Origin of the sequence: Micromonospora sp. HUAS YX12 (assembly GCF_040215685.1) — a bacterium.
GTDB lineage: Bacteria > Actinomycetota > Actinomycetes > Mycobacteriales > Micromonosporaceae > Micromonospora > Micromonospora tulbaghiae.
Genome location: NZ_CP157974.1, coordinates 490,765 through 506,231 on the forward strand (window position 1 = coordinate 490,765; position 15,467 = coordinate 506,231).

At 62.7% G+C, this 15,467-nt stretch carries 12 protein-coding genes and 1 pseudogene; 4 read left to right on the forward strand and 9 right to left on the reverse strand.

What is annotated here, in order from left to right; genetic code table 11:
- Nucleotides 1-73: 73 nt before the first annotated feature.
- The 7 genes from ABIH81_RS02460 to ABIH81_RS02490 all read right to left on the reverse strand — a co-directional run bounded on the left by ABIH81_RS02460 (nt 74) and on the right by ABIH81_RS02490 (nt 8,305).
- Nucleotides 74-1,456 carry a DNA methyltransferase gene (locus ABIH81_RS02460; RefSeq protein ID WP_349878822.1) on the reverse strand — a complete coding sequence of 461 codons (1,383 nt, stop codon included), beginning with the start codon at nt 1,454-1,456 and terminating at the stop codon, nt 74-76.
- The gene (locus ABIH81_RS02465) at nt 1,453-2,376 is read right to left on the reverse strand and encodes a ParB/RepB/Spo0J family partition protein (protein WP_349878823.1); all 924 of its coding nucleotides are present in this window, start codon (nt 2,374-2,376) and stop codon (nt 1,453-1,455) included. The genes ABIH81_RS02460 and ABIH81_RS02465 overlap by 4 nt, the downstream gene beginning before the upstream one ends.
- Nucleotides 2,373-3,224: a ParB/RepB/Spo0J family partition protein gene (locus ABIH81_RS02470; RefSeq protein WP_349878824.1), complete on the reverse strand. Its 852-nt coding sequence runs from the start codon at nt 3,222-3,224 to the stop codon at nt 2,373-2,375. The genes ABIH81_RS02465 and ABIH81_RS02470 overlap by 4 nt, the downstream gene beginning before the upstream one ends.
- 451 nt (nt 3,225-3,675) lie before the next feature.
- Nucleotides 3,676-4,047, reverse strand: a complete 372-nt coding sequence (locus ABIH81_RS02475; RefSeq protein ID WP_349878825.1) for a hypothetical protein — start codon at nt 4,045-4,047, stop codon at nt 3,676-3,678.
- Between the two features lie 4 nt (nt 4,048-4,051).
- Nucleotides 4,052-6,022 carry an AAA family ATPase gene (locus tag ABIH81_RS02480; protein WP_349878826.1) on the reverse strand — a complete coding sequence of 657 codons (1,971 nt, stop codon included), beginning with the start codon at nt 6,020-6,022 and terminating at the stop codon, nt 4,052-4,054.
- Nucleotides 6,019-6,276 carry a hypothetical protein gene (locus ABIH81_RS02485; RefSeq protein ID WP_349878827.1) on the reverse strand — a complete coding sequence of 86 codons (258 nt, stop codon included), beginning with the start codon at nt 6,274-6,276 and terminating at the stop codon, nt 6,019-6,021. Before ABIH81_RS02485 ends, ABIH81_RS02480 begins: the two co-directional genes overlap by 4 nt.
- The gene (locus ABIH81_RS02490) at nt 6,269-8,305 is read right to left on the reverse strand and encodes a DEAD/DEAH box helicase family protein (protein WP_349878828.1); all 2,037 of its coding nucleotides are present in this window, start codon (nt 8,303-8,305) and stop codon (nt 6,269-6,271) included. Before ABIH81_RS02490 ends, ABIH81_RS02485 begins: the two co-directional genes overlap by 8 nt.
- Before the next feature lie 680 nt (nt 8,306-8,985).
- Between ABIH81_RS02490 and ABIH81_RS02495 the strand changes: the two genes are divergently transcribed.
- The gene (locus ABIH81_RS02495) at nt 8,986-9,843 is read left to right on the forward strand and encodes a YDG/SRA domain-containing protein (protein ID WP_349878829.1); all 858 of its coding nucleotides are present in this window, start codon (nt 8,986-8,988) and stop codon (nt 9,841-9,843) included.
- A gap of 43 nt (nt 9,844-9,886) precedes the next feature.
- Here ABIH81_RS02495 and ABIH81_RS02500 read toward each other — a convergent pair whose 3' ends face one another.
- Nucleotides 9,887-10,711 carry a transposase family protein gene (locus ABIH81_RS02500; RefSeq protein ID WP_349881014.1) on the reverse strand — a complete coding sequence of 275 codons (825 nt, stop codon included), beginning with the start codon at nt 10,709-10,711 and terminating at the stop codon, nt 9,887-9,889.
- Between the two features lie 246 nt (nt 10,712-10,957).
- On the opposite strand from ABIH81_RS02500, the gene ABIH81_RS02505 reads away from it, so the two are divergent.
- The gene (locus ABIH81_RS02505; protein ID WP_047894859.1) at nt 10,958-12,355 is read left to right on the forward strand and encodes an IS1380 family transposase; all 1,398 of its coding nucleotides are present in this window, start codon (nt 10,958-10,960) and stop codon (nt 12,353-12,355) included.
- A gap of 147 nt (nt 12,356-12,502) precedes the next feature.
- Here ABIH81_RS02505 and ABIH81_RS02510 read toward each other — a convergent pair.
- Nucleotides 12,503-13,417: pseudogene (locus tag ABIH81_RS02510) on the reverse strand (IS5 family transposase).
- Between the two features lie 114 nt (nt 13,418-13,531).
- Between ABIH81_RS02510 and ABIH81_RS02515 the strand changes: the two are divergent.
- Nucleotides 13,532-13,867 carry a hypothetical protein gene (locus tag ABIH81_RS02515; protein ID WP_349878830.1) on the forward strand — a complete coding sequence of 112 codons (336 nt, stop codon included), beginning with the start codon at nt 13,532-13,534 and terminating at the stop codon, nt 13,865-13,867.
- A gap of 633 nt (nt 13,868-14,500) precedes the next feature.
- The gene (locus ABIH81_RS02520) at nt 14,501-15,283 is read left to right on the forward strand and encodes a transposase family protein (protein WP_349878831.1); all 783 of its coding nucleotides are present in this window, start codon (nt 14,501-14,503) and stop codon (nt 15,281-15,283) included.
- Nucleotides 15,284-15,467 lie beyond the last annotated feature (184 nt).

Here is a 15,467-nt window from a genome sequence, read left to right on the forward strand (position 1 = left end):
TCGGATCCGGGCCGCCACGCGCCTTCCTCCTACCGATCGGTGAGCACCTGGGGATACTCCCGTTTGGCTTGGCTCACACTGCTGTCGGATCCTCGCTGGTGCCGAACCTAGACTTTAGGCGAACATGCGCTGCGTCCGGGCCCGCGTCCTTATACGGCTCGTCCCAGTCAATGACGCCCGGACCATCCCATGGTTCCCCGTCCTGCTGCGTTAGAACGAGGATGCAATCCCTCTCAGTAGCCTGGCCTTTGGTGTCACCCCAGATGCGGCTAACTTTGCTCTCGACGGGGAGCCGGTCGCCGATCAATTCGACAAGTCGGAGTTCAGTTTTCACTCCGACGTCATCCCAAATCTTCTTTGCGAGTGGCAGAGCCTCCTTGCCAGGATCAGCGACATCGCCAATAACTACTGCCGCTACGCCATCCCGCTTGAGCACACGCTGAATTCCGAGGAGCGTGCGCAAGAGAAAGTTGCGGTATGAGTCATAGTTGTGCCGGTGGTCGAGATCGGCGTCAAGCTTTTTCCTGCCGCGGCCTCGCTCGCGTCCTACATCGTCGATCCCTAAGAGCCACAGGCGAATCCAGTTTGCGGTGCCATAGTTGACGACTTGCAGATATGGAGGAGACGTTACGATAAGATCGACACTGCCGGGCTGAACGCTGTTGCTCAGCATTAGGTCTGGTGCGTCGGAGAAAAACACCGTCCCATCTGGCCCGTCTATGGAATCAAGGTAAAGGCGCGCCAGCTTGTCGCGCAGGCGCTCAAATACGTCCTGATCTGGGGCGACAAGGCCCTTCTCGCGAATAAATTTTTCTACGTATGTGGGCGACATGCTGAAGGTGTTGGGCATGCTGATGCTCAAGTATTGAGAAGTTCCGTCTCGCCTAAAGGAACCATGCATGATTCCAGCCAGGGAACCAGCAAGCATCGCAGCTTCCGACGTCCACTGAGTTAGATCTTGCTTAAGCAGCACGCCCCGCAAGTAACAAATTTGGCGCAGGGTATTGGGATGATAGAGCATCCTGATGTCCGGGGACACATCCGGCTCACCTTGAGTAGCTCGCTTATAGCGCTTCTCAAGATTGTCCAGGAACTCATTCACAGCCGCCCACGAGGGTGGATTGGCCTTCGCGCGTGACAAGACATAGCCAAGCGGGCTCAGGTCGTTGCCGAGCGTCCGCCGGCCTTCCACGCGGGCCTGCAGCGGCACGGTGCCCCGACCGCCGAACGGATCGAGAACGGCATCGCCGGGCCGAGAGTAACGCTGGATGAAATAGTGGGCGAGCTTGGCGGGGAACATACCGTGATATGAGCACATTGTGTGCATCGAATGGCCCCAGCGCGGATTTGCAACATGCCAGAGGTCGCCCGCGGTGGTCGTTCCTCCATCGATCGATCCGCGCTCGGGAGCCTCGAAGAAGGCGTCCTCAAGCCAATCCACAGATGCGGTACTCACTGTAGGTACTTCCTCAACGATCGAGCGGCGGTCTGCAACACAGGCTCGCGAGACTCTCGGCTGACATTAGACAAGTGCCGGACGGCCGACTTTACATTGCCTTTCACCCTAGGGTGGGGCTCAGCCTTCACCCGTGGCGAAGGCGTGGCCGGCACGTCGAAAAGTTGAGGATCTGGGGCACGTCGCAGCCCCAGATCTCGTTTCACCGAGCGCGAATCTTCATCTTGTCGATAGAACCGCGGATCCAGGCAGCCCGTAGCGGACTCGACAAAGTTCGTGGTAAACCGGAGAGTATTACCCTGTCGGGCAGCCGCGATACGTCCCTCCACCCATGCATCGATGGGCTCGCCCTCGCAGAAGCTGTCCTTGAGTACGCACTTTAGGCCTTCACCTGTTAGCCGCAACCAGGCGTAGGGATTTGATGAAGGAATGACGCCTACATCCATCAGCTCAACAATCTTGGCGAACAACCCGCCCCTCTGCAGAAGCCGCCAGAGGCCTGTGTAGTTACGGAGAGTCGCAGGCGAGACGCCAATGTAACGGGCGATGTCCGACTTCTTGACCCGCTCCGCCTTGTGAAGGTGCTCCACAAGCGCAGCGAGCTGACTCGGCAGAAGGTCTTGATAAATGTCCGTCTGATAGCGGATCTCAAAACGACATTCATAGTCGGTGACATAGGCAGGGATAGTCTTGAAGACGTCTGGGTCTTTGTCCCGGATCGCCCTGATGGCCCGAAGCCGCATCGCACCATCTACCACCAAATATTGACCGCCTGGGAGTGGCGCGACCTTGATCGGCTCGGCCAGACCAATCTCCTCAATCGACGAGCGGAGTCGATCCTCAAATTGCTTAGCGCTGCCGGACCGGCTCAATTCCTGGCTTACGACCATCTGATCTGGGTCGAGCCGAACAACCTTCATTGCGTCGCCACCCTTGGACGTGGCTCGTCACCAAAGTCGACTGGTAGCAATGTCGCGAGCTGACTAAGCCGGTCATTGATCGAACCGGACGGCAAGTGACTGAGAGTGTCGCACGCCCAGACCAATAGCTTCAACCTTTGGATGCGATGAGCGGCGCCCAATTCGATTAAATCTCGCCACCCCAACGCTTGAAAGAGCGCCTCGACCTCCTTAGCTCGTAGCGAGTACGGCGCAAGTGCCGCGACAACGTCCCCCCGCTCAGCGGGCTCCACGTATCGCGTGATGATCGCGTGCAACGTTAGGTTGACGTTTCCCTGTTTAAGCGCCGTGACCTCTCGGTTGCTCACGCCATCCAGTTGGGCCTCCAGCCGTCTCACCGTCGCAGCCGATACGCCGAACCGCTTCGCTACGGCCGCGGTCTCCTCGCCAGTCCGTCGGGCGCGCGCGATAAGAAGGGCACGGTCTATCGAGCGCATCCGAAGTCGCGCTACGTTCTCAACCAGAAACTGCTGTACCTTCGCATCCTCTGCGAAATCGTCGTCGACGACAATGGCCGGAATCTGATCAATCCCCAGCAGCCGGCAAGCGAGGGTACGCCCCTGGCCCTTGATGAGGAGGTAGTCGCCTGAACCGTCGGGCGCAACACGGACCGTCACGGGCGTCAACACCCCGAACTGTTCGATCGACCGGCGCAACTCCCGGTGGCCGTCAGGCTCACGCTTTCGGCCGAGGCCGTCCTCGGGACGGATCCGTGCGACAGGAACCTTCTGGACGCGCATCGCAAGGCCCCCGGGCGCAGCATGTTCCTCGCCCGTCCGCTCCCGTCGTTCGTTACCCTGGCCGTTCATGACGGGAGCATCTCTCGACACGTCCACAACCTCCCCCAAATTCGCAGCGCTGTCATTCTTGCGGACCAGTACGACAGGACCGCGTGACCGACACGCGAGGCCAAGCAGAACGAAGACGTCGGTCCGTGCGAGGCCCTCGCTGCGACCGCCTGCCCCTGTGCTACTCCCGTGCGGGCGAGAGCACCGCCTAGCCCACATACAGGGACCATGAGCCGAGAGTAGCCGAGCCCTTCGGCGACTTCTGCTTGCCCCCACCCAGTTGTCAGGCGGCCTACTCCCGCTGCACACGGGCGACAGGCATCTGCTACGGCCGTCCGTCCTCGCGAACGTATCCAGGCAACTGCCACCGACAGGTCACGCCGCTGCTGCCAAACGCTCCACTCTCACCGAGGCCCATCCCAAGATGTCTACGATCCACCGGCCACATTCCATAGTTGGAGCCGATTCGCAATCACGCTAGCTCCGCCATAATTTCAGCCAAGCTTTCGTGGTCCTCGATACGTCTCGCAAGTGCACAGATGCCAACCTCTGCCAAACGCTCGGCCGTGGTGTAGGGCTTAGCTGGGTCCCCAACTTCCAGCACAAGCAAGAGATTGCGCAGCACCCCGTCCAGATCTAGCCCACCAGCCGCGTTGAACTTCGTTTCGTAGCCGCCGTCCGGAGCATCGTCTGGCGACATGTCCTTCGCTATTGCATATGCAATAGCGAACTTGTACGCGTCGCTCTCGCTCGCGAACCGGTCTTCGGCCGTCAAGGCCGCCAGCGCCTCTTTTCCGACTTTGGTCAGACCGATCTGCTTCTTGTCTTCCCGTAGGGGCGGCATAGCGTTAACGCGTCCTTTCAATGACAGCCTCTTCCGGATCATTATTTGGTCTTACGATCCGGTACTCCTGACCAAGTTTGCTGCCTAGGATCCGCCGCGCCGATTCGACAGTCAACTCGCCGGACTGCACGAGGAGAAGCGCCTGGCTACCGAGGGACGGAATCCACGTCTGGAGTACGTTAGCTCGGTGACCCAGGTCAAGACGAGCCAAAGGACTGTCAAGTACCACTGGTCCGCCTCGCACCGCCGCCGCTTTCAGCGCCCCGATCAGGGAAAGGGCTACAAGTTGTTTGCCGCCCTCACTTGTCTCCCTCGACATGTTGTGGGTATCAAGTAACTCTACCCGGTAATCGCGGGCGATCCTCAGGCCTCCGTAGCCCGACGGGTCGCGGACAAGGCGAACGAACATCGAGCTAGCGGCCCGTTCAACCTCAGCGCGAGTTCGCTCTCGATAGCGGTCTATAGTTCTATTTAGCAGGGTCTGGACGTACCCGAAGAAGTTCGCTTCCAGAACGACACTCGGATTCGCGCCTGGAAGCCTGTCAAGCTGCTTTGCGAGCTTTTGCGACTCGACGTTGTTGGCGTTGATCTTAAGACCGACGAGTGTCAGCTTACGGCTGGTCGACTCAGCAAGGTCGTCCAACCGCGACTGGCGTACGCCGAGGGCGCGTATTGCCGCTGCATCGTTTCCTTGGAGCCGATCCTTGATCTGATCAATTTGGCGCTTGCGTTGGTACTGGAGCCCGAGCAAATCGCTAAGCTGCGCGTGCTTCTCGCCGTACCGCTCAGCGGTGTTTCGGTCGACCAGCGACGTAATTTTGCGCTCCAGCTCCAGGTCCGGGCGGCCTCCGGTTTCGCTTTCTAACCGTGCTAAGCGAGCCTTGGCCCTTTCGAACTCTTCTTGGGTCGCCTCATCGGGCGCAGGAAGCCTCTGCCCGCAGGCAACGCAGATGCCGCCCCTCAGACGCTCGCGCAAAACCTCGACCTGAGTACGAGCATCCGACACCGCACGTTGCTGTTCAATCGCAGCGGTGTTTCGCTCTTGGACTCGCTCAAGCGCAGCTTGCAGCTTGCGAAGCAGCGGCGCACGCCATCCGTCGACAAGCAACTGCCTCATATCTTCACGCAGCTTGGCTTCGGTTTGCTGGCCCGAAGTAATCAGCGCCTCGAGGGTTTCCTGCTCACGAATATCAGCCTGTAGTCCTTCAACGACCCGTAGCTGGTCCCGGACCTGACGCAGTTCGTTCTCGGTTCTCTGGAATACCTCCTGAAGCTCCTTGCGCTCGGCTTCAGCGCTCGCCTGCTCGTTAGCAATTTTGGCCAGCCGCTTGTTGATCCTCTCAGCGTCAGCCGCACCCTGCACAGCCTTGGCCTGCCGCTTCAAAGCATCTTGGGCGAGATCCGTGACATCGCCCTCGGCGCGCTGTAGTGCAGGTATACCGAGGACCGTTTCAATGCTATCGCGGATGAAACCGCGCTCACGTTCGGTATTCAATCGGTCGTAGAACCGCTGCATTAGCTCTGCGTCGAAGAGGAAGAACTCCGAGATTTGTGGGTGCAGCAGCTTGCCGATCTCCGCATCGATCCCGAGGCGGGGAATGACGGTCGGACCAATGCGGAGGTCGGCGGAGACACGAGGAGGGCCATCCGCGAACCTAGCGGTCCGCGTCAGTACATACAGCTCGTCGTCCACTCGAAACTTGAGGACGACCTCCATCGCGGATTCACCGTCCCGGCGAGCCGGATTATTGAAGCGGCGCTCGAGATAGGGCATGGCTTGGGCGGAGTCTTGCTGCGGCAGCAAACCACCATAGAGGCACCAGCGCAACGCGGAGAAGAGTTGTGTCTTGCCAAGCGTATTCTCGCCGTGGATCACGACAACAGGTGCGTCTGGATCCGTCGCCAGGTCAAGGTTGTCGATCCGACGGTAGGGACCGAAGTTCTTGAGCGATAGGCTTTCAAACTTCAAGCTCACGGCCGCTCCACCCGCTCCAATGCGCGTCGGCTGACATGCTGTTGTAGATCGCGAATATCGCGCTTGAAATGCAGCCGGTCGTCGTCAAACTGATGTCTCCAGGCGACGTCGATCAAAGTCCGGTAGTCGTCGGGATCGAAGCCGCTCGCGATGGTGCGATAGTGCTCGATAACATCGGACTCACTGCATACCTCAAGCATAGCCGCAAGGGCGCCATTCCGGCCCTGACCGGCGGGGTCGGCGTCGTCAGTCATCTTCCGTCTCCTCGTCGTTCTCCAAGCTCGGCAAATCCTCGATGTCAGGGCTCAGGGCTAACAGTAATTTGAGATGCTCTCGGGCCGACGAGTTGCGAGCCAGGCGCGCGAACTCGAGGGCTCGTAGTGCTTCGCCTCGGGTAAGCGCCCCTCCACCAGCATCGACTAACAATAAATCGTGAATCTCGGCGCTAAGCTTTTCGGGCGCCCGCCTCAACACCCTTCCGCGGCGTTGGATGTATTCGCGCTCGACTGTCGAACTTGCGAGAATCAGGGCATGGTCCGTGACCGGGATGTCGACGCCTTCATCGAGGCAGCGGATGGCGACGACAATGCCGCCGTAGTCGCCGAGACTCTGCAGTACTGTGTTGCGTTCGCTGCTCATCGTTGAATGGAACTCTAACGTCGGCAGACCGGCATCGAGACACTCGCGGACGAGCGCATTGAGCTGTGCGGTATCGTCGCAGTACGCCAACCACCGATCGCCGTCGCGGTACTTCTCGCGGAGGATCCTGGCGGCCATTGGCACCTTGCCGCGCGCCTGCTTCAAGATACGTCCACGCTTGATGAGCAGCATCTTAAGGTAGTCAGTAATCTCGTTGCCTACACCGCTTTGCGCGACCGCCCGACTGATCTGTTCCGTGAGTTGAGCGTACTGCTCCATCTCGTCATCGTCTGGGCACAAGGTGTGCAGCCGGTAGTCATATGGCACAAGCTGACCGAGGATGAGGGCTTCTCCTAGCCCGATCACCGGCTGCAAGATCGGGCCGTAGAACGCTAGAAGCCGAGCCGTCCCTGGTTCATCAAACTGGCGTCGGTATGTGGCGCTCAGCCCAAGCGTACCGCCGCAGCGAAACGACTCCAGGGCGGCCGACACACGAGCACTGCCAGTCCGATGCATCTCATCGGCGACGAGTAGAAGATGGTCTCCCATGCGAACGCGTCGCCGAAAGTCCTCGGACGCGAATGTTGCGTTGGTGGCCAGGACGACCCTAGGCACCGACCCCGGCGCTCCAGGAGAGGTGAAGATTGACAGCAAGCGGTGCCAATCGGCCTTGTCCGATCCAGCGCCGGCAAGAAGAAGCTGGCAATCTGGGAGTTCTTCTTCGATCTCCCTCGTCCATTGCACGTGAAGATCACGCCCAGGCACGATCACAATGGCTGGATTGCCGCGCCGAGTCCACAAACGGATGGCTTCGAGCGCAGCGAGAGTCTTGCCTGCTCCGGTCGCGAAGTTGACAATTCCTCGATAATTGTTCGTTACCCAATCTTGTATCACCTGAATCTGGTGATCCATGAGGGTTCGGCCAGTGGCTTGACGTCGTGGGCGCACTCGTGCGGTATCGAGCGCCCGTTCAAGATCTTCGTCTGCGACCGCCAGTAGCTGCGCGCGTGTTACGTTCTCGAGGGGTTCGACTCGAACTCCGGTCTCTTGACCATGCCAAAGACGCAGAAAGGTGTCCGCGTGGTTACGCGTTCTCAGCAGCTCCGACTCTCCATGCCAACTGCGGAACACCTCAAATGATTCGTGGTTTAGCCCCCACGCCGCCCACGTCTCGTTGGCGCTACCGACGAATGATACGCGTCGCCCCTCAGCGTCTTCGAAGACGCCCAGCTTGTCATGAAAGATCCCACCTGGATTATCCGCAAAGGCGATTCGAACTTCTACGATGTCGTTGGCGACCAACGTACCCAACAACCTTGTGGCAGGCATAGTCTCCGGCCGGTCAAGCAACTCCTGCAGCTCGGCGCGAATTGTCTCTTGGGCCCACCGGCTGATTGCATCTGCCTGCTTCATCGCCTCGAAGTCCTCGGGCTTAAGGGCTGGTGAGCAGATCAGCCGCATTCGGCCACCGCGCCGTACGAAGTCCGAGTAGGCCAGGGCAACAACGTGAAACAATGTGCTACTAAAGAATCCGACAGCCCGGTCGTAAAGCACCGACTCCTGGAGGCACGGCACATAGAACTCGTCGAGCAGTGCGTCGCGGCCGGAGCGGTAGTCGGGCCGCAGGTCGAGATCGCGCAGCACCAGCCTTGATCCTCCAGTCCGCCGAGCGCAGGGACGGCGAGGCTCGCTGTGCTGCTAAGCGATTCATGGCGTTGCCAGTCCTGGCGGCACCTACAACCCAGCAAGCCCGCCCCCACCTCCCCACAAGGTGTGCCGGGGACACTACCCGTACGGCTCGGGTCGACGGGACCCCGATGCCTCAACCCTTCAGCCGGTCCCGGATCACCTCTCTGCGGTGTCAATAACCTACGAAGTTGATATTGCCGTAGGGCAACTGCGGCCTCGGCACTGCCGCTTCTGGCAGGTCAGCCGGCCCGCGCTCTCGCGAGACGATCCCGAAAGGGGAGCCTTGGCGAGCCGCGACCCGCCCTGTCACCCGAGTGTCGCTGCGCAACCGGTGCAGGGGTTTGCTCTCACTCCGGCTGGCGCATTTTGTCCGGAATCCGACACTCCCACCTAGGTTTCGGCGACTCTCCGCCCTCGCTCGGCACAACGCTCCACTTCTGCGACGTGAACCCCTTCATGGGCATCTACGAATCCCCGCCTCGAGCCGGTTCACGGCGCGGAGGAAGTCGGGCGCACGGGTGTACGACCAACATAGCCGGAATCCGCGCCACGTTCGGGCGGGCCTGTCCCGCCAGCGGACCACGTCTCCCGGTAGGCGGCGAGAGGTTGTTGGCCGTATGGTTTACGGTGCCGACATGAGTGGGCGGACGTACGGGGAGATCTCGGGGTTTCCTGTTGGGTCGACGTTTCCAAATCGAGCAAAGCTGGCCGCCTCGAAGGTCCACCGGCCGCTTCAGGGCGGGATCTGCGGCGGCAAGGACGGCGCCGAGTCCATCGTCGTGTCAGGGGGCTACGTTGACGATGACGACTACGGCGACGAGATTATTTACACCGGTCAAGGAGGCAACGATCCCTCCAGCAAACGACAGGTCGCTCACCAGGATCTCACCCTCGGCAACGCCGGCCTAGCCCGTAACCAGGTTGAGGGCAACCCCGTACGTGTCATCCGCGGCGCCGGTGGCGACCTATCCTTCTCGCCATCCACGGGCTTCCGCTATGACGGGCTCTTTCGAGTAGTCGATCACTGGCGCGCGGACGGCAAAGACGGCTTCCGCATCTGGAGATTTCGACTTGTCAGCCTCGACAACGTCGACCGGGCACCGGCCCGGGAAGAGACCGGGACAGCACCCCATGTCCCGGCGGTGATCCAGCGTCTCGTGCACAGCACCGCACTCGCAGTGAAGGTCAAGCAGATCTACGAATACCGGTGTCAGATCTGCGACACCAGGCTAGAAACCCCTGCCGGCCCCTACGCGGAGGCTGCATACGTCCGCCCCCTAGGTCGCCCTCACAACGGTCCCGATTCGATCAATAACATCCTTTGTCTCTGCCCCAACCACTACGTCCTCTTCGACGCAGGGGGCATCTGGATCGGTGAGCATCTGGAAGTGTTTGATACAGCGGCAGGACGGCAAATTGGCACGGTGCGAATGGCTGCGGACCATGGGATCGCCTGGGGCCATCTCGCCTACCGCGCCTCGCTGCACGCCTAGCCTCAGCCCTTCATTAAGGGCGGGTCCATATAGTGAAGTAATCTCAGCGACTTTGCGGTAGGTATTTGTATTCGAAATGAGTCAGGTGCAGCGCGGCTGCGACGATGTCGCCGATCCGGCGTGGGCTGGCGGTGGTGTGGCGTAGCGTTTTCCAGCGTCCGATCAGGATGGCGAAGCCGCGTTCGCCTTGCCAGCGCAGCCCGCGCAGCAGCCGGTTGTAGGCGCGGTTGTCGGGTGCGAGACGGCTGCCGTCAGCAGGCTGCTTGACCGGAGTCTTGATGCCATGACCTGCGCTTTCGTAGCCGGAGTCGGCCAGGGCGGGCAGGTCCAGTTCGGCGGCGGACCAGTTCAGCGCAGCGGTCACCCCAAGTTCGCGGGCACAGCTGGTGTCGTGCAGGTGCCCGGGCATCGCCGTCGATGTCCAGATCGGCAGTCCGTCCGGACGGATGATCGCTTGGATGTTCGCGCCGAAGTCTCGGTGCTTTCCGGAGTACCAGGCGTCGATGGTCTCGCCCTTGACCGACAGGGTGGTCTCGGTGAGCCGGTCGCAGTCGAACAGCTTGCCGTCGAGGATCACATGGGACCAGCCGTCGTCGGCGACTCGGCGCAGCGCGGTGTGCAGGTCCTGCGCCTGCGCGGCGAGCACGGCGATGCCCTCGTCGCGGTAGCGGTACGCGGTCGCCCGGGAGATGCCGAACCCGGCACCGAGCAGGGTGATGTCCTCGGCCTTGCGGAACCAGACCAGCACCAGCAGTGCCTGGTAGAAGCAGGTCAACGCGCGGGTGCCGCGCCGTGTCCCCTTGGCTCGGCGTTCCGCGGCGAGCAGCCGGCCGAGGTACTGCACGAGTTCCCTCGGGACGTCGACCATGGCACGATATGCGATCACGTGGGGTCCTCACCGTGTGGGTGATCTTGTGGTGAGAACTACCTACCGAGGACCTCACGTCCACTTCCAGCGCTGTCCGGTCTGAGCGCCTTCATCCGTGTCGCACCAATCAACACATTCGCGTTGCTGAGATCAGCTCAGTGGATCTTGAAAGGAAGATGCCTTCCGGCCTGGGAAGATAGGACTTGCTGAGGGTCTCATCTATCCCGGACGGAAGGCACCTGTCAGGTGAAGGCTACCGGAACACGCCCGAAGATCATCGTCAGCGGCGACGGACGTGGCGTGGTCGGCCACGCTGGTGCTCGTCTGTTGACTGACGTCGCTGACGCGGCGGGGTTGACCGGGGCGTTCAGCGAAGCCCTGTCGGGGTTACGGCAGCGGCGGGGCGGTCACGATCCGGGGCGGGTCGCGGTGGATCTGGCGGTGACGATCGCCGATGGCGGTGAGGCGATCGGTGACCTGGCGGTGCTGCGGGACCAGAGCGGTCTGTTCGGCGCGGTGGCCTCGGATGCCACCGCGTGGCGGGTGTTGTCCGGGTTGGACAGCGAAGCGTTGGTGTCGCTGCGGATGGCTCGCGCACGGGCACGGGAGGTCGCCTGGGCGCAGATGGGCGAGACCCGCGACGGCATACCGGCCGCGACCGCCGCTGGCCAGCCGGTCCCCGGTCTCGTCCTGGACCTGGACGCCTCGATCGTGATCTGCCACTCGGAGAAGGAATCGGCCACCCGTACCTGGAAGAAGACCTTCGGCTATCACCCGCTGTTCTGCTTCCTGGACAACACCCGTGAGGCGCTGTCGGGGCTGCTGCGCGAGGGTCGGGCCGGGTCGAACACCACCGCCGACCACATCACCGTCCTGAACTCGGCGTTGGAACAGATCCCGGACGCCCACCGCTACGGCACCGAGATCCTCATCCGCTGCGACTCGGCCGGCTGCACCCAAGGATTCCTGGCCCACATTCGCAGCCTGCGCGAGCACGGCATCAACACCTTCTTCTCCGTGGGTGTGGCCATCACCGAACCGATCCGCGACGCGATCCGAGCCGCTACCGGCTGGATCCCCGCCATCGACGCCGACGGCGAGCCGCGTGACGGGGCGCAAGTCTGCGAGATCACGGGTCTGGTACCCGACGACGGCTACCCCGAAGGCACCCGGTTCATCGTGCGCCGCGAACGCCCCCACCCCGGCGCGCAACTGTCGCTGTTCGACACCATCGAAGGGTTCCGCCACCAGGTCACGGCCACCGACACCCCGCCAGGCCGCGGCAGCATCCAGTTCCTGGAGGCCCGACACCGCGCCCACGCCCGCGTGGAAGACCGCATCCGCACCGGCAAGGACACCGGCTTCGGCCGCTTCCCCTCACGGGTCTTCGCGATCAACGCCGCCTGGCTGGAACTCGCCCTCACCGGTATCGACCTGCTCGCCTGGACCCAGCATCTGCTACTCGACGGCGACCTCGCCACAGCCGAACCCAAGAAGCTGCGGTACCGACTGCTGCACGTCCCGGCGCGGATCACCCGCTCGGCACGACGCACGAAGCTACGCGTCGCCGAAGGCTGGCCCTGGGCCGAGCAACTGGTCACCGCGTTCACCCGCCTCGCGGCACTGCCACAGCCGGTCACCTGAACACCACGATCCCGATCCCGACGGACAGCTTCTGGAGGAACCCGACCCCGCGTCGGGCTACCACCACGCCCTGACGTCGATCGACCGACTGATCAAGATCAACAACCCGCCACGCGGCCTTGATCAACAGTTAGTGAAAGACCGAGGCTAGGCAGTGTCTCGAAGTGCGTGTAGCCACTCGTTGATCACGGTGACGTGGACGGTGGCTTCGTAGCGGACGGCCAGCTTTTCGTATCGGGTGGCCAGCCCTCGGTGACGATTGAGGCGGTTGATGCCGCACTCGACGGCGTGGCGCTGCCGGTAGACCTCGGCGTCGAACGCAGGTGGCCGGCCGCCGGCGGAGCCCTTGGCCCGCCGGTGGGCGTCCTGGTCGACCTTGCTGGGGATGCAGGCCTTGATCCCTCGGCGGCGTAGGTAGGTCCGGTTGGCGCGGGAGGTGTAGGCCCGGTCGGCGATGACCCGGTCGGGTCGCACCCGGGGACGACCGACACCGAGGCGGGGCACTCTGATGCCGGCCAGCACGCCGGCGAATTGCGGGCTGTCACCGCGGTGCCCGGCGGTCAGCAGCATCGACAGCGGTTTGCCGCCCTGCTCACAGGCCAGGTGCAGCTTGGTGGTCCACCCGCCACGGGACCGGCCGAGAGCGTGGTCGCCCGGCTCGGCACGGAATCCGCCGGGCGGCTCGATCTGCTGCTGCGGGTGCCGACGCGCGCCCGCGGCATGCTGGTGAGCCCGAGCGATGGTGGAATCGACGCTGACATCCCAGGTGATCAACCCGGCCGCGTCCGCGCGGGCCTGCAAGCCGGTCACGATCTGCTGCCAGACCCCGGCCCGCTGCCAGCGCCGGAACAGCGCGTAGATCGCCTACCAGGACCCGTAACACGCCGGCACATCCCGCCACGGCGCACCGACGCGCACCCGCCACCGGATGCCGTCAATGAGCTGCCGTTTACTCCACTGCGACGGTCGGCCCGGCCGCTTACCCGCAGGCAGCAGCGACTCCAACACCCTCCACTGGGCGTCGGTCAGGTCGTGCCGCCTCGTCACCGCTATGGTGTCCACGAGGTCTCCGGTATTCAGGTTCTTCTTGGTCGATGAACCCTCTACCGGAGACCTCGCTATCCATCGATCACCGACACGCCGCACCCGACTTCGAGACACTGCCTAGCCGCGGGCGTGGCCGCTACCGTCATTTTCGGCCCAGCTCCACAAGCTGTCGCAGCGAACAATGCCGCCGTTTCGCGCCCGAGCACGTCGGTAACGACGTTCGCCACCTGGGTGCCGTGGGACGGCAATGAGATCTCGGCTCTTGCGAAGTGCGAGAGCCGTCGCCAGTACATCGCGAAGACTTACAACATCAAGCTCAGCAACCTTCGCTGCGACCGCAAAGACGTCGGACTGCCGCCGTGCCCGGTCTATCGGTGGATCCTCACGGTCAACGCCGATTCCTTCGCAGCTCGGACAACCGCAGCTGTCCACCCGGCTGACCGGCCCGCTCTGGCGCTATGCTGAACCGTGTCGAATGACCACTCTCCCGACATGCCTGACGCGCCATGGTTGTCCCTCGTCCTGAATGAGGGGCAACCCGCGCGAATTGAGGGCCTCCTCGTCGTTGTTCACGGCCGACCGTTCATCATCGGCGACAGCGGATCGTTGGTGAACTCCGGCGGCACCAACATGGCATGACGATGGCCATCCCCCTGCACGTCGACGCATCCACGGCTGACGACCCTGTTGAATACGAGGGACGCCAAGTGGTAGCCACCGGCACCTTGCAGGGGCACCAACTGAATCTGGAGTCCCTCGCTGCTCGACCGCATGAGGAAACACCCGACCTTTCCGAACGGCGCGACTCAAGCCGGCGTGAACTGCGATCGAAGGTCGAGGCCAAGCTCATGGAGCAGGGCGCTCTACTCGACGCTTGGGAAGATCCCCGGGCCGGTCGGCGAATCGCTCTTGCCGTGGATGTCACTGCGGTGTCCACTGCTCGAGCGCCACTACGCGCAGGCCTACACCATCATTGAGCCATTTTCATCGTGACGGTGCAGGTCACGGGCGGCGCGGGAGGCCGGTGTCCATGTAGGACGAGGCTCCCGGTAAGACAGCAATCGACCAAGATCAGATGCCCCAACCGGGAGCCTCGCTGTGCTGTCTTACCCTGCCGCGATTCCGTTGTCCACCCGCAGCCTGAACCACCTCGCTGCCCTCATCCGAACCCGCCGCCAGCAGCGACGGTCCCGGTGGCGACGCCTCGACCCCGGCCGGCAAGCCCTGCTCGCCCTGGCCCACCTGCGCAATGGCGACACCCTGACCCGCCTGGCCGCCGGATTCGAGATCGGCGTCACGACGGCCTGGCGTTATGTCCGCGAGGCCATCGACCTCCTCGCCGCGACCACCGACGACCTGGCCACGGCCATGACCAGGATCCGGCTGCTCGCCTACGCAATCCTCGACGGCACCCTGATCCCGATCGACCGGGTCGCCAACCAGAAGCCGTACTACTCCGGGAAGCACAAGCGTCACGGAGTGAACGTGCAGGTCATCGCCGACGCGGCCGGGCGTCTCGTCTGGGCCTCGGCCGCGCTGCCCGGCTCGACGCACGACCTGACCGCCGCCCGCACCCACGCCATCATCGACGCCCTGACCAGCGCCGACGTGATGACCTTCACGGACAAGGGCTACCAAGGCGCCAGCGGCAGCGTGCGCACCCCGTTCAAGCGGCGCCGCTTCCGGCCGAAGCTGTCACGCCGGCAAAAGGCCGTCAACCGGGCCCACGCGAAGATCCGCGCCCGCGGCGAACGCGCGATCGCCACCCTCAAGACCTGGAAAATCCTGACCAAGCTGCGCTGCTGCCCACACCGAGCGACCGCCATCGTGCAGGCCATCCTCGTCCTGTACCACCTCGAAGCCGACCGCTACCCAAGATGAAAATGGCTCATTGAGAGCAAATGGGACAACGCGCATCTCGATGAAATCCGTGACTCGGTCGATGAAGCCCTCGTCATGTCATACGGCAACGCAATCTCCCCCACCGGCCAACTACAGGCAGCCATAACCCTCCTGCACCTGCCGTCGCACACGGCGCGCACACTCGCGGGATTCGAGCCCGATG

Coding starts and splice junctions, on each gene's coding strand:
- ABIH81_RS02465 (WP_349878823.1), bottom strand. CDS start 2,376: ATGAAGGTTGTTCGGCTCGACCCAGATCAGATGGTCGTAAGCCAGGAA.
- ABIH81_RS02470 (WP_349878824.1), bottom strand. CDS start 3,224: ATGAACGGCCAGGGTAACGAACGACGGGAGCGGACGGGCGAGGAACAT.
- ABIH81_RS02475 (WP_349878825.1), bottom strand. CDS start 4,047: ATGCCGCCCCTACGGGAAGACAAGAAGCAGATCGGTCTGACCAAAGTC.
- ABIH81_RS02485 (WP_349878827.1), bottom strand. CDS start 6,276: ATGACTGACGACGCCGACCCCGCCGGTCAGGGCCGGAATGGCGCCCTT.
- ABIH81_RS02495 (WP_349878829.1), top strand. CDS start 8,986: ATGAGTGGGCGGACGTACGGGGAGATCTCGGGGTTTCCTGTTGGGTCG.
- ABIH81_RS02500 (WP_349881014.1), bottom strand. CDS start 10,711: ATGGTCGACGTCCCGAGGGAACTCGTGCAGTACCTCGGCCGGCTGCTC.